The 25,060-nt window shown below is 70.6% G+C and carries 25 protein-coding genes and 1 rRNA gene; 19 read left to right on the top strand and 7 right to left on the bottom strand.

Annotation, left to right across the window (positions count from 1 at the left end; translation table 11 throughout):
- Positions 1 to 182 precede the first annotated feature (182 nt).
- From rrf to ACFW5B_RS07355, 9 genes are all read left to right on the top strand, one after another.
- Positions 183 to 299 (top strand): 5S ribosomal RNA (rrf, locus tag ACFW5B_RS07395).
- Between the two features lie 96 nt (positions 300 to 395).
- Entirely contained in the window at positions 396 to 1,064 is a 669-nt protein-coding gene (locus tag ACFW5B_RS07390; RefSeq protein WP_386434570.1) for an HAD family hydrolase, read from the top strand.
- A 94-nt stretch (positions 1,065 to 1,158) separates the two neighbouring features.
- Positions 1,159 to 2,397, top strand: a complete 1,239-nt coding sequence (locus ACFW5B_RS07385) for an MFS transporter (RefSeq protein WP_386434567.1) — start codon at positions 1,159 to 1,161, stop codon at positions 2,395 to 2,397.
- On the top strand, positions 2,366 to 3,541 hold the full coding sequence (locus tag ACFW5B_RS07380) for an acetoin utilization protein AcuC (protein ID WP_386434565.1): 1,176 nt from the start codon (positions 2,366 to 2,368) through the stop codon (positions 3,539 to 3,541). Before ACFW5B_RS07385 ends, ACFW5B_RS07380 begins: the two co-directional genes overlap by 32 nt.
- Before the next feature lie 165 nt (positions 3,542 to 3,706).
- Entirely contained in the window at positions 3,707 to 4,522 is an 816-nt protein-coding gene (locus tag ACFW5B_RS07375) for a phosphatase (protein ID WP_386434562.1), read from the top strand.
- A 128-nt stretch (positions 4,523 to 4,650) separates the two neighbouring features.
- The gene (locus ACFW5B_RS07370; RefSeq protein ID WP_006604741.1) at positions 4,651 to 4,860 is read left to right on the top strand and encodes a helix-turn-helix domain-containing protein; all 210 of its coding nucleotides are present in this window, start codon (positions 4,651 to 4,653) and stop codon (positions 4,858 to 4,860) included.
- Positions 4,861 to 4,980: 120 nt separating this feature from the next.
- Positions 4,981 to 5,079, top strand: a complete 99-nt coding sequence (locus ACFW5B_RS07365; protein ID WP_003948845.1) for a 30S ribosomal protein bS22 — start codon at positions 4,981 to 4,983, stop codon at positions 5,077 to 5,079.
- A 200-nt stretch (positions 5,080 to 5,279) separates the two neighbouring features.
- Positions 5,280 to 6,329, top strand: coding sequence for an NAD-dependent epimerase/dehydratase family protein (locus ACFW5B_RS07360; protein WP_386434558.1), 1,050 nt, complete (start codon positions 5,280 to 5,282; stop codon positions 6,327 to 6,329).
- 14 nt (positions 6,330 to 6,343) lie between these two features.
- Positions 6,344 to 7,339, top strand: a complete 996-nt coding sequence (locus ACFW5B_RS07355) for a lysophospholipid acyltransferase family protein (RefSeq protein ID WP_386434554.1) — start codon at positions 6,344 to 6,346, stop codon at positions 7,337 to 7,339.
- Between the two features lie 45 nt (positions 7,340 to 7,384).
- Here the strand turns inward: ACFW5B_RS07355 and ACFW5B_RS07350 are convergent, their stop codons facing one another.
- From ACFW5B_RS07350 to ACFW5B_RS07335, 4 genes are all read right to left on the bottom strand, one after another.
- Positions 7,385 to 8,602: a DUF5667 domain-containing protein gene (locus ACFW5B_RS07350; protein WP_386434551.1), complete on the bottom strand. Its 1,218-nt coding sequence runs from the start codon at positions 8,600 to 8,602 to the stop codon at positions 7,385 to 7,387.
- Positions 8,603 to 8,872: 270 nt separating this feature from the next.
- Entirely contained in the window at positions 8,873 to 9,658 is a 786-nt protein-coding gene (locus ACFW5B_RS07345) for an ECF subfamily RNA polymerase sigma factor, BldN family (protein ID WP_386434549.1), read from the bottom strand.
- 330 nt (positions 9,659 to 9,988) lie between these two features.
- The gene (locus tag ACFW5B_RS07340) at positions 9,989 to 10,930 is read right to left on the bottom strand and encodes an HAD family hydrolase (RefSeq protein ID WP_386434599.1); all 942 of its coding nucleotides are present in this window, start codon (positions 10,928 to 10,930) and stop codon (positions 9,989 to 9,991) included.
- Between the two features lie 255 nt (positions 10,931 to 11,185).
- A complete protein-coding gene (locus tag ACFW5B_RS07335) occupies positions 11,186 to 11,464 on the bottom strand; it encodes a glutaredoxin family protein (RefSeq protein ID WP_386434547.1) in 279 nt (92 codons plus the stop codon).
- 333 nt (positions 11,465 to 11,797) lie between these two features.
- Here ACFW5B_RS07335 and ACFW5B_RS07330 point away from each other — a divergent pair, with 333 nt between their 5' ends.
- From ACFW5B_RS07330 to ACFW5B_RS07315, 4 genes are read left to right on the top strand one after another with little or no spacing between them, the layout of a single operon-like run.
- Complete coding sequence (locus ACFW5B_RS07330) at positions 11,798 to 12,571, top strand: redox-sensing transcriptional repressor Rex (RefSeq protein WP_386434545.1); 774 nt, start codon at positions 11,798 to 11,800, stop codon at positions 12,569 to 12,571.
- Positions 12,568 to 13,935 (top strand): glutamyl-tRNA reductase, encoded by a 1,368-nt coding sequence (locus ACFW5B_RS07325; protein WP_386434543.1) that lies wholly within the window; start codon positions 12,568 to 12,570, stop codon positions 13,933 to 13,935. Before ACFW5B_RS07330 ends, ACFW5B_RS07325 begins: the two co-directional genes overlap by 4 nt.
- The gene (gene hemC, locus ACFW5B_RS07320) at positions 13,932 to 14,960 is read left to right on the top strand and encodes a hydroxymethylbilane synthase (protein ID WP_386434540.1); all 1,029 of its coding nucleotides are present in this window, start codon (positions 13,932 to 13,934) and stop codon (positions 14,958 to 14,960) included. The genes ACFW5B_RS07325 and hemC overlap by 4 nt, the downstream gene beginning before the upstream one ends.
- Entirely contained in the window at positions 14,957 to 16,606 is a 1,650-nt protein-coding gene (locus ACFW5B_RS07315; RefSeq protein ID WP_386434537.1) for a uroporphyrinogen-III synthase, read from the top strand. The genes hemC and ACFW5B_RS07315 overlap by 4 nt, the downstream gene beginning before the upstream one ends.
- Positions 16,607 to 16,657: 51 nt before the next feature.
- Here ACFW5B_RS07315 and ACFW5B_RS07310 read toward each other — a convergent pair whose 3' ends face one another.
- Positions 16,658 to 16,867 carry a DUF397 domain-containing protein gene (locus tag ACFW5B_RS07310; RefSeq protein WP_386434534.1) on the bottom strand — a complete coding sequence of 70 codons (210 nt, stop codon included), beginning with the start codon at positions 16,865 to 16,867 and terminating at the stop codon, positions 16,658 to 16,660.
- Positions 16,864 to 17,697, bottom strand: a complete 834-nt coding sequence (locus ACFW5B_RS07305; RefSeq protein ID WP_386434532.1) for a helix-turn-helix domain-containing protein — start codon at positions 17,695 to 17,697, stop codon at positions 16,864 to 16,866. The genes ACFW5B_RS07310 and ACFW5B_RS07305 overlap by 4 nt, the downstream gene beginning before the upstream one ends.
- Before the next feature lie 158 nt (positions 17,698 to 17,855).
- Here ACFW5B_RS07305 and ACFW5B_RS07300 point away from each other — a divergent pair, with 158 nt between their 5' ends.
- From ACFW5B_RS07300 to ACFW5B_RS07285, 4 genes are all read left to right on the top strand, one after another.
- Complete coding sequence (locus ACFW5B_RS07300) at positions 17,856 to 18,317, top strand: ATP-binding protein (protein ID WP_386434530.1); 462 nt, start codon at positions 17,856 to 17,858, stop codon at positions 18,315 to 18,317.
- A gap of 342 nt (positions 18,318 to 18,659) precedes the next feature.
- Positions 18,660 to 19,499: a helix-turn-helix domain-containing protein gene (locus ACFW5B_RS07295; protein WP_386434527.1), complete on the top strand. Its 840-nt coding sequence runs from the start codon at positions 18,660 to 18,662 to the stop codon at positions 19,497 to 19,499.
- Between the two features lie 89 nt (positions 19,500 to 19,588).
- Entirely contained in the window at positions 19,589 to 20,578 is a 990-nt protein-coding gene (hemB, locus tag ACFW5B_RS07290) for a porphobilinogen synthase (RefSeq protein ID WP_386434524.1), read from the top strand.
- A gap of 148 nt (positions 20,579 to 20,726) precedes the next feature.
- Positions 20,727 to 20,909: a CsbD family protein gene (locus ACFW5B_RS07285; RefSeq protein WP_386434521.1), complete on the top strand. Its 183-nt coding sequence runs from the start codon at positions 20,727 to 20,729 to the stop codon at positions 20,907 to 20,909.
- Between the two features lie 127 nt (positions 20,910 to 21,036).
- Here the strand turns inward: ACFW5B_RS07285 and argS are convergent, their stop codons facing one another.
- On the bottom strand, positions 21,037 to 22,800 hold the full coding sequence (argS, locus tag ACFW5B_RS07280; protein ID WP_386434518.1) for an arginine--tRNA ligase: 1,764 nt from the start codon (positions 22,798 to 22,800) through the stop codon (positions 21,037 to 21,039).
- A gap of 175 nt (positions 22,801 to 22,975) precedes the next feature.
- On the opposite strand from argS, the gene lysS reads away from it, so the two are divergent.
- On the top strand, positions 22,976 to 24,700 hold the full coding sequence (lysS, locus tag ACFW5B_RS07275; RefSeq protein WP_386434515.1) for a lysine--tRNA ligase: 1,725 nt from the start codon (positions 22,976 to 22,978) through the stop codon (positions 24,698 to 24,700).
- Positions 24,701 to 24,824: 124 nt separating this feature from the next.
- A complete protein-coding gene (locus ACFW5B_RS07270; RefSeq protein ID WP_386434512.1) occupies positions 24,825 to 25,046 on the top strand; it encodes a hypothetical protein in 222 nt (73 codons plus the stop codon).
- The last annotated feature ends 14 nt before the right edge of the window (positions 25,047 to 25,060 follow it).

The raw sequence follows: 25,060 nt of genomic DNA, 5'->3' as shown, positions 1-25,060 counted from the left end.
CCTTTGAGGGGTTAAGGCTCCCAGTAGACGACTGGGTTGATAGGCCAGATATGGAAGCGCCGTAAGGTGTGGAGTTGACTGGTACTAATAGGCCGAGGGCTTGTCCTCAGTTGCTCGCGTCCACTGTGTAGGTTCTGAAGTAACGACCTGTGTCATTGCCGGGTTGGTCAACTTCATAGTGTTTCGGTGGTCATAGCGTTAGGGAAACGCCCGGTTACATTCCGAACCCGGAAGCTAAGCCTTTCAGCGCCGATGGTACTGCAGGGGGGACCCTGTGGGAGAGTAGGACGCCGCCGAACAAATTTTATGCTCCGGTCCCTGAACCTTCTGGTTCAGGGACCGGAGCTTTTTTGCGTTCCGGGCGGTTTCACGGGCCACTCGGTAGGCTCCTGGGCATGCGCTATGAGCTGGTCATTTTCGATAACGATGGCGTCCTGGTGGACAGCGAGCCGATCTCCAATCGGATTCTTGCCGGCTACCTCACCGCATTGGGGCATCCGACCAGCTACGAAGACTCGTTGCGCGACTACATGGGCGGTGCGATGCACCGTATCCACGAGAGCGTGCTGCGGCGGTCCGGGAAGCGGTTGCCCGCGGATTTCGACGAGAACTTTCATGCCCGGGTCTTCGAGGAGTTCCGCCGGAGTCTGGAGCCGGTGGCCGGTGTGGGCGAGGTGCTGGAGAAGCTGGCCGCGGACGGCGTGCCGTACTGCGTCGGGTCGTCGGGAAGCCATGAGCGCATTCGGGTGGCATTGACGAAGACCGGGTTGTGGGAGCGGTTCGCCGGGGACGGCGGTGGGGCCGGTGAGCGCATCTTCTCTTCGCAGGATGTGGGGCGGGGGAAGCCGGCGCCGGATCTGTTTTTGCATGCGGCACAGCAGATGGGGGTGGCGCCGGAGCGGTGTGCGGTGGTGGAGGACAGTCCGCTGGGGGTGCGGGCCGCGGTGGCCGCGGGAATGGATGTCTACGGCTTCACGGCGATGACGTCGGCGGAGAAGCTGGCGGAGGCCGGGGCCACCGGGCTGTTCGCCCATATGGCGGAGCTGCCGGGGTTGTTGCAGTAGGGGACGGCTCCGTCGTGGCCGGGCAGCGGGCCGCCGTAATCGGTGTGGTGATCCATCTACCCAGTGGTAGTGGGGAGTTCTACGCTGAGCGGCCATGACGGTCCCTCGGGTACCAGGAGCGCAGCTGCGGTACGGTCGGGTGGCGCTCGCCCTGAGCTTCTTCGTACAGGGGGCGGTCTTCGCCCTCCTCGTGACCCGAATACCGGCGATCCAGGACCGTTACGGGATCTCGGACGCCCTGCTGCCGGCGTTCCTGGCGGCGGTGCCGGTCCTCGCGGGGGCGGGAAGCCTCGTCACCGAGCAGCTGGTGAAGCGGGTGCGGCCCGGCCGGGTGCTGCGAGCGGTGCAGCCGGTGGTGTGTCTGGCGCTGGTGGTCGTCGGGTCGGTCGGCTCGATGACGCAGGTGGCGGTGGCGCTGGCGGTGTTCGGGCTGTCGGTGGGGGCGCTGGACGCCTCGATGAACATGCTCGGGGTGAGCCTGCAGCGGGCGTACGGGCGGAGCATCATGCTCGGGTTCCACGCCGCGTACAGCCTCGGCGGCATCGTGGGCGCCTCGCTGGCCTGGGCGGGTGCGTACTGGGAGCTGTCGCTCGGGCTGCTGTACGGGCCGGTGGTGGCGCTCCTGGCGCCGGCGGCGCTGGTCGCGGGCCGGTGGTTCGTGGACGTGGACGGGCGGGCGGCAGAGGGATGTGAGGACGGGACGGCGGGGGCCGACGCGCCCCTCGTGATGCGGCTGTTGTTGCCGTTGTGTCTGGTGATGGCGTTCGCGTACATCGGGGACTCGACCGTCTCCAACTGGAGCGCGAAGTATCTGCAGGACGTCCTGGGGAGCTCCGAGCAGCTCGCCACCGTTCCGTACAACGTCTACATGGTCACCACGCTGCTCGGGCGGGCGGTCGGGGATCTGGGGGTACGGCGTTTCGGGGCGGTCGCGGTGGTGCGGGCCGGGGCGGTGGCCGCGGCGGGTGGTTTCGCGGTGGTGGCGGCTGCGCCGGGGGCCGGCTCCGGGATGGCGGGGTTCACGCTGCTGGGGCTCGGGCTGTGTGTGATCGTTCCCCAGACGTTCGCGGCGGCGGGGCGCCAGGTCTTCGAGAAGCACGGTCCCGGGGCCGCGGACCGGGCGGTGGCGCGGCTGAACATCTTCAATTACGTGGGCTTCTTGATCGGCTCCCCGCTGGTCGGCGCGCTCGGTGAGGCCTGGAGCTATCGGGGGGCCATGCTCGTACCGATGGCCTTGGTGCTGGTGACGCTGGTGTACTCCCGCTCGTTCGGGGCGCCGGAGGCCCGATACGGTGACGGGCATGAGCGGCCGCGCACAGCTGATGTGGGATGAGGCAGTAACGGGCTACGACTTCGGGTCCGGGCATCCGATGGACCCGGTCCGGCTCGCGCTGACCATGCGTTTGGTGGAGGCGTTCGAGCTGGACCGCGGACCGCTGGAGGTGGTCGCGGCCAAGCCGGCCGGGGACTCCACCCTGCGGCTGGTGCATCGTGAGGACTACATCGCCGCGGTCCGGAGAGCCTCGGCCGACCCGGCTGACGCGGAGGAGTCGTACGGGCTGGGGACCGCGGACGATCCTGCGTTCGTGCGGATGCATGAGGCGTCCGCGCTGATCGCCGGGCAGTCGGTGGGCGCGGCGGAGGCGGTCTGGCGCGGCGACGCGGCGCATGCGGTGAACTTCGCCGGCGGGCTGCACCACGCGATGCCGGGCGGGGCGGCCGGTTTCTGTATCTACAACGACGCGTCGCTGGCGATCGCCCGGCTGCTGGAGCTGGGCGCCGAACGGGTCGCGTACGTGGATGTGGACGTCCACCACGGCGACGGGGTGCAGGCGGCGTTCTGGGAGGACCCGCGGGTGCTGACCGTCTCGCTGCACGAGCACCCCCGGACGCTCTTCCCGCAGACCGGCTGGCCGGAGGAGACCGGCGGGGCGGGCGCGGAGGGCACCGCGGCGAACGTTGCGCTGCCGGCCGGGACGGGGGACGAGGGCTGGCTGCGGGCGTTCCATGCCGTGGTTCCGGAGCTGCTGGGCGCGTTCCGGCCGCAGGTGATCGTGACGCAGCACGGCGCGGACACCCACTTCGAGGATCCGCTGGCGCATCTCGCGGTGAGCCTGGATGCCCAGCGCGCGGTGGCGGAGGCCTGCCACGATCTGGCGCACGAGCACGCGGACGGCCGCTGGGTGGCGCTCGGCGGGGGAGGCTATGCGGTGGTGGACGTGGTGCCGCGCAGCTGGACGCATCTGGTCGCGATCGCGGCGGGCCGGCCGATCGACCCGACCACGATGGTGCCGGAGGCCTGGCGGCACGAAGTCTTCCGCCGGACCCGGCAGTTGGCGCCGCACCGGATGACGGACGGCCGTACGCCGCAGTGGCGGGACTTCATCGACGGCGGTTACGACCCGGCCGACCGGCTGGACCAGGCCGTCCTGGCGACCCGTCGGGCGGTCTTCCCGGCGCACGGGCTGCTGCCGTAGGCGTACGGGCGCTGTCGTAGCCGCACCGGCCGCTGCCGCGGGGCCGGCCGCCCGGCGCCGTCCACCGCTCCCGTACGGCCGGGCCACGGCGTCGTGCCCCACGGATGTGTGACTACCCGTCGGTCAGGGCACCCGTAGGCCGACCAACCGGACAGTATGGGACGCGTGTGGGGAACCGGTGTGCTGCGGGCGCACCTGATCGAGGCGCGGCTCGCGGGGACGATCGCGACCACGCGGGAGCAGAGCCTGGCGCGCTACCGGCTCTTCGCGGCGCGCGATCCCAGGGTGCTGCTGGGGCTGGACCCCGAACGGGACTGGCCGCTCGGTGAACTCCTGCGACTGATGGGGCGGAAGTGCGGGGTTTCGGCCGATCCCGCGCACACATCCGGCCCGGATGTGATCGACCCCGACCGTACGGTCGCCGCGCTGGACGGCTTCGCCGAACGGCTCGCCGCGGCGGCCGGCCGCCGGGCACCGGTGCTGATCGGCACCGGCCATCCGCACCGGCTGCTGGAGTTCTACGCCGCCCTCGCAGACGCTCTCTCGTCGGCGGGCTGCCCCGTTCTCACCCCGGCGTATGGCGCCCGTGTCGACATAGCGACCCGGTTCGGAGTACGTCCCTGCACCCTCACGTACGTACGGGGAGTCGCGCTGATGCGAGAAACCGGCGTGGGGGGCGCGCCAGGGACCGGGGGCGTACACACCCATTCACCGCTCCCGGTACGGACCGCTCTGGCGGCCGCGGCGGACGTCGCGGGGCGGCTGCCGGAGCTGGTGATCGGGGACCACGGCTGGGTCTGCGGGGCAGGTCAGCTGGGGTTCGAGGCGATCGGGCTGGCGGACACGGACGATCCGGCACCGTTCGTCGGACAGGCCGAGGGGCGGGTGTCCGTGGTGGTGCCGCTCGATGACGCGGTGCCGGAGGAGGACTATCGGCCGCTGGCCCGCTATGTACTCGATCGTGCTTGTCTGTCCCATTAGGCGGCAGTTCGCTGCTCCTCTTCCCCACTCGCATCACCCGCCCCTAATCTGGGGAGTGAGCGCATAGCGACGAAGAGTCACCGGAGGGGAAGCCGGTGACCGTCTTATGCGGAAGGTGCAGGTGTGACATGGCGGCAGACCAGAGGCCTCTGAACGAGGTCGTGTTCCTGACAGTGGCGGAGGTCGCCACGGTGATGCGAGTGTCGAAGATGACCGTGTACCGCCTGGTGCACAGCGGCCATCTGCCCGCGATTCGCGTGGGGAGGTCATTCCGGGTACCGGAGCAGGCGGTTCACGACTATCTCCGGGAGTCCTTTGTGGGGGTGGAATCAGCCTGACGGGTCCGTTGCCGACCCTCGGATTACGCCGTTCGCCCGGCGCCGGGTAGGCTGGCCCGATGTAGGTAGTGTGGGCTCGGACGCCCCGCACCGAGTGATTCGAAGTGAGCGAGGGTAGTCGTGGGCTCTGTTATCAAGAAGCGGCGCAAGCGGATGGCGAAGAAGAAGCACCGCAAGCTGCTCAAGCGCACCCGTGTTCAGCGTCGCAACAAGAAGTAAGCGACGCTGATCGCGAATTCGCAGCCCCTCATCGCCTTGGTGCGATGGGGGGCTGCGGTGCGTTGTGGGCCGTATGGACGGTGGTCGGACGGAAATGTGGCCGCGGGCATCCTGCGGTCATCACTGCGCAACACCGACCCGATAGCGTTGGCCGCACAGGCTGGCTACGGCGTGGTCGCGGCGGGAAGGAAGGGCTGATCTTGGGCAAGGTCGTGCTCGTCACGGGAGTCGCACGGCAATTGGGCGGCCGGTTCGTCCGGCGTATCCAGCGCGATCCCGATGTCGAGCGGGTGATCGGTGTCGACGCCGTGCCACCGGAGCACCATCTGGGCGGCGCCGAATTCCTCAAAGCCGATATCCGGCATCCGGCCATTGCCCGGGTCCTGGCCGAGACCGGCGTCGACACCGTCGTCCATATGGACATCAACGGCACCCCGTTGGGCAAGCGCGGTGGCCGCGCCTCGGTGAAGGAAACCAACGTCATCGGGACGATGCAGCTGCTCGGCGCCTGCCAGAAGGCCCCGAAGGTGCAGCGGCTGGTCATCAAGTCCAGCACCAGCGTCTACGGCTCCGCGCCCCGGGACCCCGCGGTCTTCACCGAGACCACCACCCCGAAGTCGCTGCCCAGCGGCGGCTTCGCCAAGGACGTCGTCGAGGTCGAGGGGTACGTACGCGGCTTCGCCCGCCGCCGCCCGGACGTCGCGGTGTGTGTGCTGCGCTTCGCCAACATCCTCGGGCCGTCCGCCGATTCCCCGCTCGCCGAGTACTTCTCGCTGCCCGTATGGCCCACCGTCCTCGGCTACGACCCGCGGCTGCAGTTCGTCCACGAGGACGACGCCATCGAGGTGCTGCGGATCGCCGCGGCCGCGCCCCGCCGCGGCACGCTCAACAGCGGCACGTTCAATATCGCCGGAGACGGTGTGCTGCTGCTGTCGCAGACCTCCCGGCGGCTGGGGCGGCCCACCGTCCCGCTGCTGCTGCCGACCGTCACCTGGGCCGGTACGGCGCTGCGTTCCATCGGCATCACGGACTTCTCGCCGGAACAGATCCGGCTGCTCACGCACGGCAGGGTCGTCGAGACGACCCAGATGCGCGAAACGCTGGGATTCCGTCCGCAGTACACGACGGCGGAGACCTTCGCGGAATTCGCCCGCAGCCGCGGACCCGGGCTGCTGCCGCCCGAGTCCCTCGCCCGCACCGTCGACCGGCTCGCCGGCGTGCTGCCCGCACGCGGCGGCCCGACCCAGTGAGGAGTTCATCCACGATGGCGGACGCCAAGGTCATTCCCTTCGGCGAGGAGCCCCGGGCGCGCAGGAAGGCCAGGCGGGCCGGGCGCACGGGACGCGGTGCGGCGCTGGCGCCCGTACCGGAGGCGCGGACCGAGCACCCGCCGGCGGCGCCCCCGCGGCCGAGCCCCGGGCGGTCCCTGGACGAGCGGATCGCGGGCGGGCTGGCCTTTCTCCGGCGGCGGATCACCGGCGACTACGAGGTCGACGACTTCGGGTACGACGAGGAGCTGACCGACCAGGTCCTGATGTCGCTGCTGCGGCCCGTCTACGAGAAGTACTTCCGGGTCGAGGTGAAGGGGGTCGAGAACATCCCCTCCGACGGCGGCGCGCTGATCGTCGCCAATCACTCCGGGACGCTGCCGCTGGACGGGCTGATGCTCCAGGTCGGGGTGCACGACAACCACCCGGCGCAGCGTCATCTGCGGCTGCTGGCGGCAGACTTGGTGTTCGTCCTGCCGGTGATAAACGAGCTGGCGCGGAAGGCCGGGCACACCCTCGCGTGCGCGGAGGACGCCCAGCGGCTGCTGGAGCGCGGGGAAATCGTCGGGGTGATGCCGGAGGGCTTCAAGGGCATCGGCAAGCCCTTCGCGGACCGGTACAAGCTCCAGCGCTTCGGGCGGGGCGGCTTCGTCTCGACGGCGCTGAAGGCCGGGGTACCGATCGTGCCGTGCTCCATCGTGGGCGCGGAGGAGATCTACCCGATGATCGGGAACGCCAAGACGCTGGCGCGGGTGCTGGGACTGCCGTACTTCCCGGTCACGCCGACCTTCCCGTGGCTGGGGCCGCTGGGCGCGGTGCCGCTGCCGACGAAGTGGACGATCCAGTTCGGTGAGCCGATCCCGACGGCCGGCTATCCGGCAGAGGCGGCGGACGATCCGATGCTGATGTTCAACCTGACCGACCAGGTCCGGGAGACGATTCAGCACACCCTCTACAAGCTGCTCGTACAGCGGCGCTCGGTGTTCTTCTGAGCCAAAGGCCGGAAGAACACCGAGCGCGTCGGCACGGAGGTTCCGCTACTTCGGGAGGTCCTCGCCGTCGATGCCCAGTCCGGGCAGCAGGCCCGGGATCAGCGGCGGCAGGGTGACATCGGGCTGGCCGCCGCTGTCCTTGCCGCTGCTGTGCCCCCCCTCGTGCGGTGACTGACTGCTCCCCTTGGACGGCGGGTCGAGCAGTCCACCCGTATTGCCGCCGAGCAGGCCGTCTTCCTGGGAGGGGGAGGCCGACGGGCGCGGGGCGTGTTTCCCGCCCGAGCGTTTGTCGTGGGCGGACGTGCTGCCGGACGGTGCCGGGCGGTCGTCGGAGCCGGGGCCGGAGCCGGTGCCCGCGGAGGCGGGCGTGTCGCGGCGGTGGTGCTTGCTGTCCGGGGTGGACGGCAGCAGCGAACGGAGCGGACCGACCTCTTTGTCTATGGCGTCGAAGACCGAACTGACCTCGTCACGAACGTCCGTGAGCTGCGCCGGGAGCCGGTCGCGCAGATGCGACCAGGTGCCGCGGTGGGACTTGGTGAAGGAGTTCAGCGCCTGGATGGGGCCGAGTGAGCCATCGCGCTCATAGGCCGCGTGCAGCAGGCGGTGGCCCTCGCCCGCGTCCTGCCGGACGCCGGAGAGCGCCTTGCGGATCGCGCCTAGCGACTCGTGGTCGAGGTCGGCGAGCCGGGCGCGCTCCATCAGCCGACGGGCCTCCATCATGCGCGTGGAGGCCTGGTCGAGCAGGAGTTGGCCGCGGTCGGAGTCGTCGTCGGTCATACCGAGCCGGAGGTCCTCCATGCCTCGCTTGAGGCCGTAGAGGGAGTCACCCGGGAGGGCGTCGGAGCTGGCCGCGGCGACGCCGCTGAACGCGCCGGCCGCGACGCCGACCGTCAGCCCGCCGGCCGCCAGCCCCTTGGAGAGCCGGGAGCGCGGGCGCAGCCGGCCCATCGATTTCGTGGCGCGGTGCGCGCCCTTGTGTTCGCGCTGCTCGGGCACCCGGGCACCGTCGGACGGAGCGCCTTCGGCGAAGGCGGCCTCCATCGCGGCGATGAGCTGGGCGCGCTGGACAGTCTTGACCTCGGTGGCCATCTCCGGCCTCGGGAGTTTCCCGAGGCCGTCGGCGACCGCCAACAGCCGTGCTTCGCCCGGCGCCTGCGCCGGATCCTCGACCTGTTCCTCGGCCGCCGCGCCCTCGAGGACCTGCTCCTCCAGGGCCTGGGCGAAGGCGTTGGCCCGCCGGTGCACCGAGACATTTGCGATCACGGGCGGCACCTCCTCTCGTCATCCCGCTCGACTCCCCGGACTGGCTTTGACTGTCCAGATGGACCGGATGGTTGCACGCAGTGGTCCGCGCCACTCGATCGAGTGAGAGGCAGCGGGCATGGCGTGACCGCATGGAGCCTGCATTCCGCACAACGAGCGGCGCGGCACTCGGGTTACGCACTCACGATGATCTGACCGACCGGGTACGGGAGGTCACCAGGAGTGAGCGTGCGACGGCGTGGGACGGCGTCTGCGCATCTGGACAGGGGGTCAGCGGGCGTCTTCGGGAAGCAGTCGCGCGAGGGTCCGGACCGCGCGGTACTGGAGGGTCTTGATCGCACCCTCGTTCTTGCCCATGACGCGGGCGGTCTCGGCGACCGAGAGGCCCTGCAGGAAGCGCAGCGTGACGCACTCCTGCTGCTGGGGGTTGAGCTTGCGTACCGCCTCCAGCAGGGCGGCGTTGGAGAGGGACTCGAGGACCGACTCCTCGGGGCTGCGCTCGACCTCGTTGGCGTCGAGCATCTCCCCGGTGGTGACTTCCAGGCGGAAGCGGGAGGACTTGAAGTGGTCGGCGACGAGGTTGCGGGCGATGGTCACCAGCCAGGCGCCGAAGTCGCGGCCCTGCCAGGTGAACGTGCCGATGCGGCGCAGGGCGCGCAGAAAGGTCTCGCTGGTGAGATCCTCGGCCGTGGCGCGGCCGCCCACGCGGTAGTAGATGTAGCGGTAGACCGTGTCGGCGTACTGGTCATAGAGGCGGCCGAAGGCCTCGGCCTCGCCGGCCTGGGCCCGTTCGACCAGGTCCATCATGCGACGGCTGTCGCTGTCGGCGGGGCGGCGGGCGGTGGTCGTGCCGGTGCCGGAGCGGCGGGTTCTGCCGGCGGCCTTGCCGACCGCAGCACTCCCGTCGGCCAGGGCGTAGCAGGGTCCGGCAGCGGGGACGGCTGAGGCGAATGCGGGGACGGCGTACGCGGTGGGGACAAAACTGCGCAGGTGGTCGACGAGTGTCGTACGCAGCGTAGCCAGGCCCGAGGCGTCAACCCCGACGTGTGGGTACACGGGACTCCCAGAGGCAGAGCTTCCATCACGTGCAGTGCGGGACCGTTCACTCGTCGTAGGGACGTGTGGGTTCCGGATTGCGTCTGAGGAGAATAACGCTTCGTACAGGCAGCGCTACACCCAGTTGCTCAAATCATCGATTACTTACGGTCCGTGCCGGGTTGGTGGCAGATCAAGTATCGAATACTGAGCAACTATTGATCGGAAGGGAACGCAATCTGCCTGGTTGGAAGGCGTGTTGTGGCTGACCGATGGCAGCGTGACTGACGGGACGGCGGAGGGGGTAGGGAGAGGGGATGGCCGTCCGGCCGGTTCGGTGATCAGGCCTGGTCAGCGGCGTCGGCGCTGGAGTGCGACCGCGGCCGCGGTGCCGCCGGCGAGCGCGCCGACGGCGGCCGCCGCGGGGATGCCGATCTTGGCCGCTTTGCGGCCGGTCCGGTAGTCGCGCAGCCGCCAGCCCTGCTCCCGGGCGTGCTTGCGCAGCCGGGTGTCGGGGTTGATCGCGTACGGGTGCCCGACGAGCGAGAGCATCGGGATGTCGTTGGCGGAGTCGCTGTAGGCGGCGCAGTGCGACAGGTCCAGGCCCTCGGCCGCGGCCAGCGCGCGGACCGCCTCGGCCTTGGCCGGGCCGTGCAGCGGCTCGCCGACCAGCTTGCCGGTGTAGACCCCGCCGACGGACTCGGCGACGGTGCCCAGCGCGCCGGTCAGACCGAGCCGGCGGGCGATGATCGTCGCGGTCTCCACGGGGGCCGCGGTCACCAGCCAGACCTTCTGGCCGGCGTCGAGGTGGGCCTGGGCCAGGGCGCGGGTGCCGGGCCAGACCCGTTCGGCCATGTACTCGTCGTAGATCTCCTCGCCGATGGACATCAGCTCGGCGACGCGGTGGCCCTGGACGATGGACAGCGCGCTGTTGCGGACGTCCGCCATGTGCTCGGGGTTCTCCGAGCCGGCCAGCCGGAAGTAGATCTGCTGCCAGGCGAAGCGGGCCAGGTCGCGCTTGTGGAAGAAGTGCCGCTTGTAGAGGCCGCGGCCGAAGTGGTACAGCGCGGCGCCCTGCATGACGGTGTTGTCCAGGTCGAAGAACGCGGCGGCCGCGGTGTCCCCGACGACCGGGAATTCGGGCTCCGCCGGCGCCTCCTCGACGGGCGGCGCCTCCTGGGAGGACTTGCGGGCGGCCTCGGCCGCGGCCTCGCCGGCCAGCACGCTGCGGGCCGTGGCGGGGCGTCGGCGACGGGGGATCCAGCCCAGGTCGAAGAGCGCCCCGGAGGGCATCCAGCCGGATCGGCGAGCGGGCGACATGCCGACAGCGTAGCCAGTTTGTTCGGTGCAGCCGGTTACGGGCGCGTGTCAGGAGGGACCGGAGCGGGGGAAGGGTGCATTACGGCCACCTCGGGGGCCTTAGGGGGCGGGCGAACACTTCCCGTAGGGGAGGGGCGGGCCCCCTGCGGGCCGCAACGTGATGGAGGGAGGGGGTATTCCTCGCGTGCTGGGGCCGGGGGGATTTTCCCGGTGGGGTGGTGGGCCGGTTCAGGCGCCCAGGGCCGTACGCAGGCGTTTCGGGTCGACTCGCCAGAAGTCGTGCTGGGCGCCGTCGACGAGGATGACCGGAATCTGCTCCCAGTACTTGCGGTGCAGCTCGGGGTCCTCGGTGATGTCCTTCCGCTCCCATGACGCGCCGGTCTCGGCGCAGATCTTCTCGATCACGGCCTGGGCGTCGTCGCAGAGGTGGCAGCCCGGCTTGCCGATCAGGGTGACCGTCCGGTCGGCGGGGCTCTTGCGGGGGCTGCGGCTGAACAGGGGGGCCATGGAGCCATTGTGCCGGGTCGCGGCGGTGCCCGGGGCGGCCCGGTTCGATTACCATCGGTGGGCGATTTGTAGGTTTCCGGGGGTATGGCGAAAGAGGAGTGAGGGCGCGTGCTCCCGCCGGTGCTGCCCTGTCTGACGGGTGGCGCGAGTGAACGGTGTGACGTGGGAGTTGGTTCCGCGGAGGCCTGTAATAGCCGCGTGAGCCCGGTCACTTTGGGCGGACAAACCGGACACCATCTTTGTGCACGCGTTCACAAAGACATAGCCTGCAGAAGACAGGGCGGTCGGGTTCCATACGGCCGCCCGCAGCCCCGCTCTACCCGCAGGAGCACCGTGGCAACTGGCCGAACTCACCGACCGGCGACCCGAAGCCGAGGCATTCCCGAGGCCACCGTCGCCCGTCTTCCGCTGTATCTGCGTGCCCTGACCGCGCTCTCCGAGCGTTCGGTGCCCACGGTCTCCTCCGAGGAGCTCGCGGCCGCGGCGGGGGTCAATTCCGCCAAGCTGCGCAAGGACTTCTCCTACCTCGGTTCGTACGGGACCCGCGGCGTCGGCTACGACGTGGAGTACCTCGTCTACCAGATCTCGCGTGAACTGGGGCTGACCCAGGACTGGCCGGTTGTCATCGTCGGTATCGGTAACCTCGGCGCCGCGCTCGCCAACTACGGCGGCTTCGCCTCGCGTGGCTTCCGCGTCGCCGCCCTGATCGACGCCGACCCGGCCATGGCCGGCAAGCCCGTCGCGGGCATCGCGGTCCAGCACACCGATGAGCTGGAGCACATCATCGAGAGCAACGGCGTCTCGATCGGTGTCATCGCCACGCCCGCCGGGGCCGCCCAGCAGGTCTGTGAGCGCCTGGTCGCGGCCGGTGTCACCTCGATCCTCAACTTCGCGCCGACCGTGCTGACCGTGCCGGACGGCGTGGACGTGCGCAAGGTCGACCTGTCCATAGAGCTGCAGATCCTCGCCTTCCACGAGCAGCGGAAGGCGGGCGAGGAGGTCGGGCCCGACGGCGGTGGGGCCGCAGCCGCCGCCCGTGCCGCCGCCGCGGTGGCGGATGACCGTAAGGGACCTGACGGGGACATGCCCGCCGTGATGCCGGCATGACGCTTCTGGTCGTCGGACTGAGTCATCGCAGCGCGCCGGTGAGCGTGCTGGAGCGGGCCGCGCTCGCCCCGGAGGCGCGCGGCAAGCTGCTGCAGGACGCGGTGTCGGCCGAGCCGGTCACCGAGTCCGCGGTGCTCTCCACCTGCAACCGCATCGAGGTCTACGCCGACGTGGACAAGTTCCACGCCGGGGTCGCCGAGCTGTCCTCCCTCCTGGCCCGGCACAGCGGCGCCGGCCTGGAGGAGCTGACCCCTTATCTCTACGTCCACTACGAGGACCGGGCGGTCCACCACCTCTTCTCGGTGGCCTGCGGCCTGGACTCGATGGTCGTCGGTGAGGGCCAGATCCTCGGGCAGATCAAGGACGCGCTGGCCGTCGCCCAGGAACAGCACACCGCGGGCCGGCTGCTGAACGACCTGTTCCAGCAGGCCCTGCGGGTGGGCAAGCGCGCCCACAGCGAGACCGGCATCGACAAGGCCGGCCAGTCGCTGGTCACCTTCGGGCTGGAGCAGCTCGCGGCCGGCCGGGGCGTCGCGGACTGGGCGCGCGGCAAGCGGGCGCTGGTCATCGGCGCCGGATCGATGTCGTCGCTGGCCGCCACCACCCTCGTACGGGCCGGGGTCGGCGAGCTGGCGGTCGCCAACCGCACCGTCGAGCGCGCCGAGCGGCTGGTCCAGATCCTCACCGAGCCGGGCGGGACCGGTGCCGCCACCGGGCTCGCCGCCCGTGCGGTGGCGATGACCGCCGTCCCGGACGAGCTGGCGCTCGCCGACATCGTGGTCTCCTGCACCGGTGCGACCGGCCTGGTCCTGGCGGGCGAGATGGTCGCGGCGGCGCGCGACGGGCGCGAGGCCCCGCTGGCGCTTCTCGACCTCGCCATGCCGCGGGACATAGATGCCGCGGTGCACCGGATCGAGGGCGTGCACCTCGTCGACATCGAGTCGCTGGCCGACGCGTCCGCCGACGCACCGATGGCGGCCGACGTGGACAAGGTGCGCGGCATCGTCTCCGACGAGGTCGCCGCCTTCGGCGCGGCCCAGCGGGCCGCGCACATCACCCCCACCGTGGTCGCCCTGCGCACCATGGCCGCGGACGTCGTCGCCGGTGAGATCGCCCGGCTCGACGGCCGCCTTCCCGACCTCGACGACAAGCAGCGCGCGGAGATCACCCAGACCGTGCGCCGCGTCGTCGACAAACTCCTGCACGCGCCCACCGTCCGGGTAAAGCAGCTGGCCAGCGAGCCCGGCGGCGCCGGGTACGCGGACGCCCTGCGGGAACTCTTCGACCTCGACCCCCAGACGGTCGCCGCCGTCAGCCGGGCCGACACGCGCGCCGACAGGCACGATGCACGGGAGCGGGCATGACCGACAGCACCACGAGAGCACTGCGGCTGGGCACGCGGCGCAGCAAGCTCGCCATGGCCCAGTCCGGGCAGGTCGCCGAGGCGGTGCACGCACTGACCGGCCGCCCCGTCGAACTGGTGGAGATCACCACCTACGGCGACACCTCCCGCGAGCACCTCGCGCAGATCGGCGGCACCGGCGTGTTCGTCTCCGCGCTGCGGGACGCGCTGCTCGCCGGGGAGATCGACTTCGCCGTCCACTCGCTCAAGGACCTGCCCACCACGCAGCCCGAGGACCTGACCCTGGCCGCGATACCCGTACGGGAAGACCCCCGGGACGCGCTGATCGCCAGGGACGGGCTCACCTTCGAGCAGCTGACCGCCGACGAGGTCCGGGTGGCCCGTATCGGCACCGGCTCGCCCCGGCGCATGGCGCAGCTGAACGCCTGGGCCAGGTCGCTGGGCCGGCGTGTGGAGACCGTGCCGATACGGGGGAACATCGACACCCGCATCGGCTTCGTCGAGAAGGGCGAACTGGACGCGGTCGTACTGGCCGCCGCCGGACTCACCCGCATCGGCCGGATCGACGAGGCGACGCAGCTGCTGTCGCCCGACGTGGTTTTGCCTGCCCCCGGCCAGGGGGCGCTGGCGATCGAGTGCGCCGCGGTCAACGTGGACCTCGCCGCCCGGCTCGCCGAGCTCGACGACCCGGACACCCGGGCCGCCGTGACCGCCGAGCGATCCCTGCTCGCCGCCCTGGAGGCCGGCTGTTCCGCACCCGTCGGAGCACTGGCCGACCTTTCCCCGAGCTCTCGACTTCGTTCGAGCAGGGGAGGCCCCAAGGCCGACGAGCAGGCTGTCACCGAATTGCACCTGCGTGGTGTCGTCGGCACGACCGACGGCAGCACACTGGTGCAGATGTCCACCACCGGGCACGTACCCGCCTCTCCCGACGATGTCCCGGCCCCGCTGAACATGGGCCGTGAACTCGCCGCCGAGATGCTCGCAAAGGGTGCGGCCGGTCTTATGGGGGAGCGAGCACTTTGAACCCCACCGCCCCAAACCACTCCGCCTCCGGTCAGGTCACCTTCCTGGGTGCCGGGCCGGGAGACCCGGGTCTGCTGACGCTACGTGCTGTGGAGGCGCTGGCCTCCGCGGACGTACTGATCGCCGACCCGCAGGTGCTGGACGTCGTGCGTGTGCATGCCCGCGCACAGGTGGACACACCACTGCAGGCGTCAGCTGACGAGGCGTCAATCCCCGCCGATGTCCCTGCCCTTAGGGACACCGCCAATCTTGTCATGGCGGCCGCCCGCGCGGGCAAGCGGGTCGTACGTGCCGTCACCGGGGATCCCGGCCTGGACGGTTACGTCGCCGAGGAGATGCTGGCCTGCGCCGCCGAAGGCATCGTCTTCGAGGTCGTGCCCGGTATCGCGGCGGCCGTCGGCGTGCCCGCGTACGCCGGTGTCCCGCTGCGGGACGCGGAGGGCACCGACGTGCGCTTCATCGACGCCCGCACCGCCGACGCGCGCTGCTGGGCCGAAGTGGGTGCCAGTGACGCCACCGCCGTCGTCTCCACCTCCCTCGACTCGGTGGCCGCGGCCGCCGGTGAGCTGGTGTCCGGGGGCCGCAAGCCCGACACCCCGCTGACCGTCACCGTCGCCGGCACCACCACGCGCCAGCGCACCTGGACCGCCACCCTCGGGTCGGTCGCGCAGGTGCTCAAGGCCGCCAAGGTGCTGCCGTCGCCGGACGGCGGGCAGCCGGTCATAGCCGTGGTCGGTGAGCGATGCGCCGCCGCGCAGCGCGACCGCCTTTCGTGGTTCGAGTCCAAGCCGCTCTTCGGCTGGCGGGTGCTCGTACCGCGTACGAAGGAGCAGGCCGCGTCGCTCTCCGACCAGCTCGTCTCGTACGGCGCGGTGCCGCACGAGGTCCCGACCATCGCCGTCGAACCGCCGCGCACCCCGCAGCAGATGGAGCGCGCGGTCAAGGGCCTGGTCACCGGCCGCTACGAGTGGATCGCCTTCACCTCGGTCAACGCCGTCAAGGCGGTCCGGGAGAAGTTCGAGGAGTACGGCCTCGATGCCCGCGCGTTCGCCGGGATCAAGGTCGCCGCGGTCGGCGAGCAGACCGCCAAGGCGCTGGTCGCCTTCGGTGTGAAGCCCGACCTGGTGCCGAGCGGCGAGCAGTCCGCCGCCGGTCTGCTGGAGGACTGGCCGCCCTACGACCCGGTCTTCGACCCGATCGACCGTGTCTTCCTGCCGCGCGCCGACATCGCCACCGAAACGCTCGTCGCCGGGCTGATCGAGCTGGGCTGGGAGGTCGACGACGTCACCGCCTACCGGACCGTGCGCGCCTCGCCGCCGCCGGCCGAGACGCGTGAGGCGATCAAGGGCGGTGGGTTCGATGCCGTGCTCTTCACGTCGTCGTCGACGGTCCGGAACCTGGTCGGTATCGCGGGCAAGCCGCACAACGTGACGGTGATCGCCTGTATCGGCCCGGCCACCGCCAAGACGGCCGAGGAGCACGGGCTGCGGGTCGATGTCATGTCGCCCGAGCCGTCGGTGCACAAGCTGGCCGAGGCGCTCGCGGACTTCGGGGCGGCGCGGCGCGATGCCGCGATCGCGGCCGGGGACCCGGTTACGCGGCCGAGCGAGCGGCGGCCGGGGTCGCGTCGGCGGGCTCGTAGCTGAGCGGCTGTAGGACGGTTTTGAAGGGCGCCTCTTCGGGGGCGCCCTTCGGCGTTACTGCCGCTCGGTGGCGTACGGGAGGAAGTCGGCCCAGGTGGTGGGGGCGAAGGTGAGGCGGGGGCCGTCGGGGTTCTTGGAGTCGCGGATGAGGATGGTGCCGGGGGTGGTGGCCACCTCGACGCACTGGGCTCCTTCGTCGGTGCTGTAGCTGCTCTTCACCCAGTTCGGTTCGCGCTCGGTCCCGGAGGAAGGCTTGAGGGTCATGTCTCTTCCCGCACTTTCTCGATAAAGGCCAGTGACTCACGTGGTGTGAGGGCTTGCGCCCGGATGTTGCCATAACGCATGTCGAGCATCTGTACCTGTAGGGGTTCGGAGATCACCCGGCTGAGGTGCTGGACCTCGGCGTGTGCGACCGTATCGCCCCCCTCCAGCCGGAGCAGGCTGAACGAACCGCTGAGGCCCGGGTTTACTTCCCGTGCCAGTGGGAGCACCTGGAGGTCCACGTTCCGGAACTGGCCGACCTCCAACAGCCGTTCGAGCTGCCTGTGCATCACCAGTTTGCCCCCGATGGGGCGGCGCAGCGTCGACTCGCACTGAACAAAGCTGAGGATGGGCGGAGTCGCTGAACCGTCCATGATCTCCTGGCGGGCCATGCGGCCCGCGACCCGCTCCTCGATCTCACGTGGCGTGAAGAACGGGCGGCGGTTGCCGATGAGTGCTCGTGCGTACTCCTCGGTCTGCAGCAGGCCGTTGAAGACGGAGTTTTCGTAGTGGCACAGCTCGACCGACGCTGCCTCCAGCTTCTTCAGGTCCCGGACCTTCTTCGGGTAGCGGACGAGTGCCACGTCCTCCTTCAGGGCGGAGAGCCGGCCACCGGCTCCCAGCACCTCGTCCGCCAGGTCCAGGTACTCCGGCTGGGGAACCCGGCGTCCGCGCTCCACCGCGGACACCGACTCCTCGCTGTACCCGATCGCTTTCCCGAATTCGGCCTGGGTGAGCCCGACCGCCTCGCGCCACAGCTTGAGCTGCCGCCCGACGATTTTCATCACGGCCCCGGCTTCCTCGTCCTCCGGACCCGTATCCCATTCGCTCATGCCTGACGTCCCTCCGTCGTGCTGAGCATGTTCAACGTCCACCGTCCGTGATCGCTACGCCGCACGGCCCGGACAAGAGCCGTACCAACCCGGACAGTTGCCGCCTGTCCGGCTCCCGGTCCTTCTCAGGCCAGATGCGCACGACCACGCTGTGTGACGTGAATCAGCGAATCACCCGAACCAGCAATTCCGATACCGCGCTCGCCGTAGGCCCCGCCCTGGCGCTCCGGTTCTCCGTGCCGCTCTCCGCCACCCGGCGGGGAGCACGGCTGGCGCGGCTCCTGGCCACCGAGCAACTGCGCTCGTGGGGGCTGCCGTTCGACCCTTCCCTGTTGCTCGTCGGCGAGCTGGCGGCGAACGCGGTGCTGCACGGCGGGGTCCCCGGGCGGTGCTTCCGTCTCGGCCTCATCGTCTCCTCACCCGCCACGCTCCGTATCGAAGTGACCGATACGCGCGGTGACCGGCTGCCCGTCCCTCCGCCGGGGGGCGGTGGTGCGCCAGCCGAGTCCGGGCACGGGCTGCTGCTCGTGGGGGAGTTGGCGGACCGGTGGGGTGTCGAGGAGGGGCCGGTGCCGTGCAAGACCGTCTGGGCGGAGGTCGACTTCAGTGCCGGTCGCTGAACTCGGACCGGCGCCCGGAGTCCCGGGACCCGGTGGCCTGGCGGTCGGTGTGGCGGGCGGTCAAGAAGAAAGAACCCCGGGAGAGAACCTTCCAAACCCACCAAACCCCGCGTACGTCACTCGTGGGGGTGAACTGGCTCAACTCGGCTGGCGCGCGGCCGACTTGGGTGGGCAGTCTCGGGCCTGACCACCGCAGACATGCGACGGCCCCCGCCGGGACGGCAATCCCAGTGCGAGGGCCTGACCACCAGAGGAAGACGACCCTTCCCGATGGCTGAAGAGAACCCTAGCGCCGCCGTGCGCCCGTATTCCCGAGTTCGAGGAAGTGCCACCCACAGCGGGGTGACGCATATCCGGCAGTACCAGCCGGACCGGTACACGATCATCGGCAATCACCTCGCCCAGCACCGCGACCTGTCCCTGACCGCGATCGGGGTGGGCACCCACATCCTGTCGCTGCCCGAGGGCGCCGCCGTCGACATCCGTACGCTCGCGGCCCGCTTCCCCGAGGGGCGGGACCGGATCGCCTTCGCCCTCAGGGAGTTGGAGGCGCACGGCTATGTCCGGCGCGTACGGGAGCGCACCCCGGACGGCCGCGTGATCACTCGTACGTACGCCCACAGCGCGCCCGCCGTCATGGGGCAGGGGGCGGCGGAGCGGGAGGCGGCCCCGCCGCCGGTGGCACCGGAGCCGCCCCGGCCGCAGGTACCGGCCCCCGCCCCCGTCCCCGCCGTCGAAACGCCCGCCGCCTCCGGTGAGCACCGCACCGCCGCCCGCGCGCTCCTCGTGGCGCTGCGCCGTACCGACGACCGGCTGACGCTGCCCGAACGGGACGTACGCCGTCTCGTGCCCGGCGTCGCCGCCTGGTTCGAGAACGGCGCGAGCGCCGAGGCCGTCCGCCGCACCCTGTCCGCGGATCTCCCGCCGGACCTGAGGAACCCGGCGGGGCTGCTCGCCCACCGTCTCCGGGAACTGCTGCCGCCGCCGCTCCCCGTATGCCCCGAGAGCCCGCCGGACCCCGATACGGGTGCGGGGCGGCCGTCCCGGCCGGATCCCTTCCAGACCTGTGACGGCTGTGAGCGGGCCTTCCGGGGCCGGGAACCGGGGCTCTGCCGGGACTGCCGGGGCGAGCCGGTGGCCCGTGATCCCGCCGTCGTGGCTGATCCCGCCGTCGCGGCCTGAGCGGGACGGCGGACCCGCCGCCGGCGGACCCTTCCGCTCCGACGACACGTCGGCAAAGGCAAGCACAAAGCGGGCGTAGCGTGTCCGGTATGACGAAGTACGGAAGCTTCCCAGGGGCGCGGCCGCGGCGCCTGCGCACCACCCCTGCCATGCGGCGGATGGTCGCGGAGCACCGGCTGCATCCGGCGGACCTGATCCTCCCGGCGTTCGTCCGGGAGGGGATCAGCGAGCCGGTGCCGATCTCCGCCATGCCGGGCGTCGTCCAGCACACTCGCGACACGCTGCGCAAGGCCGCCGTCGAGGCGGTCGAGGCCGGGGTCGCCGGGATCATGCTGTTCGGGGTGCCGGAGGACGCGAAGAAGGACGCTGTGGGCACGGCGGGCACCGATCCGGACGGCATCCTTCAGGCCGCCATCCGGGACGTGCGGACCGAGGTCGGCGACGATCTCGTGATCATGTCGGATCTGTGCCTGGACGAGTACACCGACCACGGGCACTGCGGTGTCCTGGACGCCGACGGCCGGGTCGACAACGACGCGACGCTGGAGCGCTACGCCGAGATGGCGCAGGTCCAGGCTGACGCGGGCGTCCATGTCGTCGGCCCCAGCGGGATGATGGACGGGCAGATCGGCGTCGTGCGGGACGCGCTCGACCAGACCGGCCACGAGGACGTCTCGATCCTCGCCTACACCGCGAAGTACTCCTCCGCCTTCTACGGCCCCTTCCGGGAGGCCGTCGGCTCGTCCCTCCAGGGCGACCGCAAGACCTACCAGCAGGACCCGGCCAACCTCCGGGAGTCGCTGCGCGAGCTGGCGCTCGACCTGGAGGAGGGCGCCGACATGGTGATGGTCAAGCCGGCGCTGCCGTACCTGGACGTGCTGGCGAAGATCGCGGACGCGGTGGAGGTGCCGGTCGCCGCGTACCAGATCTCCGGTGAGTACGCGATGGTCGAGGCGGCCGCCGAGAAGGGCTGGATCGACCGGGACAAGGCGATCCTGGAGACGCTGACCGGCATCAAGCGGGCCGGCGCGAACATGATCCTCACGTACTGGGCGACGGAGGTGGCGCGGGGGCTGTGAGGCGCCCGGCGCCCCGTACGCCGCTTCGGCTCCCGTCCCCGGAATCCGGGGCGGGAGCTTTGTCGTGCGGGGGACGTTTTGTCCGTCGTACTCCGGGCACGGACCCGGTGTCGGAAGAGCCACTCCGCTTGAAGGGGAGCGGGTCACCATGACTGCCAAGCGCAAGATGCAGGCCAAGGGCGCCCAGGTCATCGGCGCCATGAAGGAAGTCGTCGGCAAAGCGACGCACAACCGCAAGCTGCAGGCCGAGGGGAAGGCGGAGAAGACCGCCGGCCAGGGCCTCGATGCCGAGGAGAAGACCAAGGACGAGGTCCGCAAGCGCTGGCCCTGAGGGCCACCCGGCGGGCGGCGGGCCCCTCTCCCGGAGCACGCAACGGCCCCGTACCACACCTGTGCGGTACGGGGCCGTTGGGCAGGAGCATGCGTGACGCGGGCGGCCGGTGCGGCCCGCGCGCCGGTCAGAGGCGCTCGGGCGTCCGGATGCCCAGCAGGGCCATGCCCTGGTGGAGGGTGCGGGCGGTCAGGTCGCACAGGAACAGCCGGTTGGCGATCTGGTCCGGGCCGCCCTCCGCCTTCAGGACCGGGCACTGGTCGTAGAAGGTCGTGAACAGCGACGCGAGGCCGTAGAGGTACGCGGCGACCTTGTGCGGCTCGTAGGCGGCGGCGGCATCGGTGACGGTCTCGCCGAACTGGTCGAGGTGCAGGCCCAGCGCCCGCTCGGCCGGGGCCAGCGGCAGTTCCGGGTGCGCCGCGGGGGCCGCGTCACCGGCCTTGCGGAAGATGGACCGGATACGGGCGTAGGCGTACTGGAGGTAGACGGACGTGTCGCCGTTCAGCGAGACCATCTGGTCCAGGTCGAACTTGTAGTCCCGGCTCGGCGAGGTCGACAGGTCCGCGTACTTCACCGCGCCGATGCCGACCTGCGCACCGTTCTCGGTGATCTCCTGCTCGGTCAGGCCGACCGCCGCGCCCTTCTCGCGCACCACCGCGGTCGCCCGCTCGGCGGCCTCGTCGAGCAGGTCCTCCAGGCGTACGGTCTCGCCCGCACGGGTCTTGAACGGCTTGCCGTCCGCGCCGAGGACCGTGCCGTAGCCCATGTTGTGGGCGGTGATGTCGTCGGTCAGCCAGCCCGCCCGGCGGGCCGTCTCGAAGACCATCCGGAAGTGCAGCGACTGGCGGACGTCGACGACGTACAGCAGCGTCGTCGCCTTCAGGTCGAAGACGCGGTCGCGGATCGCGGAGAGGTCGGAGGCCGCGTAGCCGAAGCCGCCGTCCGCCTTCTGCACGATCAGCGGCACCGGCTGGTCGTCCTTGCCGCGGATCTCGTCGAAGAAGACCACCAGCGCGCCCTCGGAGCGGACGGCGACGCCGGACTCCTCCAGCAGCCGCGCCGTCTCGGCCATCATGGCGTTGTACGCGGACTCGCCGACGATCTCGTCGTCGCGGATCTCCATGTCCAGCTTCTCGAAGACGGAGTAGAAGTAGACCTTCGACTCGTCCACGAACCGCTGCCACAGGTCGAGGGTCTCCGCGTCGCCGGACTGCAGCGCCACGACCCGCTTACGGGCCCGCTCCTTGAACTGCTCGTCGGAGTCGAAGACGGCGCGCGAGGCCTTGTAGACGCGGTTGAGGTTGCTCATCGCCTGCTCGCCGTCGACGTCGGCCGCCGGGGCCAGCTCGCCGGGGTTCTCGATCAGGTACTGGATGAGCATGCCGAACTGGGTGCCCCAGTCGCCGATGTGGTGCCGGCCGATCGTCCGCTCACCGGTGAAGTCCAGGATCTGGCGCAGGGCGTCGCCGATGACCGCCGAGCGCAGGTGCCCGACGTGCATCTCCTTGGCGACGTTCGGCTGGGCGTAGTCGATGACCGTGACGCCGGGCTGGTCCTTCAGCGGGACGCCGAGCCGGTCGTCGGCGGCGCGCGCGGCCAGCGTCTCGGTGATCGCCCGGTCGGTGAGCGTGATGTTGAGGAAGCCGGGGCCGGAGACCTCGACCTCCTTGAGGAGGTCGTTCTCGCCGATCTGCGCGACGACCTTGGTCGCCAGCTCCCGCGGGTTGCCCTTGAGCTTCTTCGCCAGCGCCAGCATGCCGTTGGCCTGGAAATCGGCCCGGTCGCTGCGTCGCAGCAGCGGGTCGGCGGTGCCGGCCTCCGGCAGGGCTGCCGAGAGGGCGTCCGCGACGCGCTGGTGGACCGATGCTGCGAGGGACGTGACCGAGGCCATGGAGATGAGCTCTCTTCCAGAGGGAGGTGCTGGCTGGAGTGGAAAGGGTTTGCCAATGAGTATCCCACGGCACTACCACTGATTTTTCGTCTGGGAGAATGGGCACCGTCATGCTTTTGTGCGTCGAACGCGCAAGACGGCGCAATGAGGATCATCAGGAAGAGGAAGGCCGATCGTGGCTCAGCAGAGCACCGAGACCGACTGGGTCTCCAGGTTCGCGGACGAGGTCATTGCCGAGGCGGAGCGCCGCGCCCCGGGCAAACCGGTCGTCTGCGCCTCGGGCCTGAGCCCGTCCGGCCCGATCCACCTGGGCAACCTCCGTGAGGTCATGACCCCGCACCTGGTCGCCGACGAGATCCGCCGCCGCGGCTACGAGGTCCGCCACCTCATCTCGTGGGACGACTACGACCGCTACCGCAAGGTCCCGGCCGGTGTCGCGGGCGTCGACGAGTCCTGGGCCGAGCACATCGGCAAGCCGCTGACCTCCGTACCGGCCCCGGCAGGCTCGGCGCATGCGAACTGGGCCGAGCACTTCAAGGCCGCGATGAGCGAGGCGCTGGCCGAGCTGGGCGTCGAGTACGACGGCATCAGCCAGACCGAGCAGTACACCTCCGGTGTCTACCGCGAGCAGATCCTGCACGCGATGAAGCACCGCGCGGACATCGACGCGATCCTCGCCCAGTACCGCACGAAGAAGGCGCCCGCCAAGAAGTCGCAGAAGCCGGTCGACGAGGCCGAGCTGGAGGCCGCCGAGGGCTCCGGCGCGGCCGGTGAGGACGACGGCAGCGGCGGCTCGGCCGGGTACTTCCCGTACAAGCCGTACTGCGGGCAGTGCGCGAAGGACCTCACCACGGTCACCTCGTACGACGACGAGACCACCGAGCTGGCCTACACCTGCACGGAGTGCGGCTTCGGCGAGACGGTCCGGCTGAGCGAGTTCAACCGCGGCAAGCTGGTCTGGAAGGTCGACTGGCCGATGCGGTGGGCCTACGAAGGCGTGATCTTCGAGCCGTCCGGTGTCGACCACTCCTCGCCGGGCTCGTCGTTCGTCGTCGGCGGCCAGATCGTCCGCAAGATCTTCGGCGGCGACCAGCCCATCGGCCCGATGTACGCCTTCGTGGGCATCAGCGGCATGGCCAAGATGTCCTCGTCGCGCGGCGGGGTGCCGACCCCGGGCGACGCGCTGAAGATCATGGAGGCGCCGCTGCTGCGCTGGCTGTACGCCCGCCGCAAGCCCAACCAGTCCTTCAAGATCGCCTTCGACCAGGAGATCCAGCGGACCTACGACGAGTGGGACAAGCTGGAGGCCAAGGTCGCGGACGGCTCGGTGCTGCCGGCCGACGCCGCCGCGTACTCCCGCGCGGCCCGCACCGCCGCCGGTGAGCTGCCCCGTACGCCGCGTCCGCTGCCGTACCGCACCCTCGCCTCGGTCGCGGACATCACGGCCGGCCACGACGAGCAGACCCTCCGGATCCTGAGCGAGCTGGACCCGGCCAACCCCGTCACCTCCCTGGACGAGACCCGGCCGCGGCTCGCCAAGGCCGAGTACTGGATCGCCACCCAGGTCCCGGCCGAGCAGCGCACCATCGTCCGCAGCGAGCCCGACGAGGAAATGCTCGGCACCCTCGACGAGCAGGCCCGTGGCTCGCTGCGGCTGCTGCTCGACGGCCTCGACGAGCACTGGTCGCTGGACGGTCTGACCACCCTCGTCTACGGCGTGCCGAAGGTGCAGGCGGGGCTGGAGCCGGACGCCAAGCCGACCCCGGAGCTGAAGGCCGCCCAGCGCGCGTTCTTCGCGCTGCTCTACAACCTGCTGGTCGGCCGGGACACCGGGCCGCGGCTGCCCACCCTGCTGCTGGCCGTCGGCGCCGACCGGGTGCGCAAGCTGCTCGGCGGATGACGGACCGTCGGGGCGCCGTGGCCGTGGAGTCGTAGACACCGCGGCGCGGTCTCCGACCGAGGGAGGAGAGCGGTTCGGCCCCGGGGACGAGGATTCCCGGGGCCGGACGCCGCACGCTGGAGCCATGAGAGGGTTAATCGGCTTCATCGTCATGATCCAGGGCGCGATGGGATTCATCGGCCAGGTCTTCTTCGACGGCGCCTGGGGGCTGCTGCCGCACTGGTTCAGCCTGCCGTCCCCCGCCTATGTCGGCCTCTTCGCGGCCGGTGCGGCGCTGGCCGTGTGGGGGGACCACGCCAAGAAGCGCAAGCAGCAGGGGCAGGGTGCGGGGTCGGGCGCTGTGTAGGGGCGCGGCCCTCG

The organism is Streptomyces sp. NPDC058773, assembly GCF_042746015.1.
In the GTDB taxonomy this organism is placed as follows: Bacteria; Actinomycetota; Actinomycetes; order Streptomycetales; family Streptomycetaceae; genus Streptomyces.
Note: the sequence above shows the minus strand (reverse complement) of the source record. Positions and strands in the feature narration are given on the sequence as shown.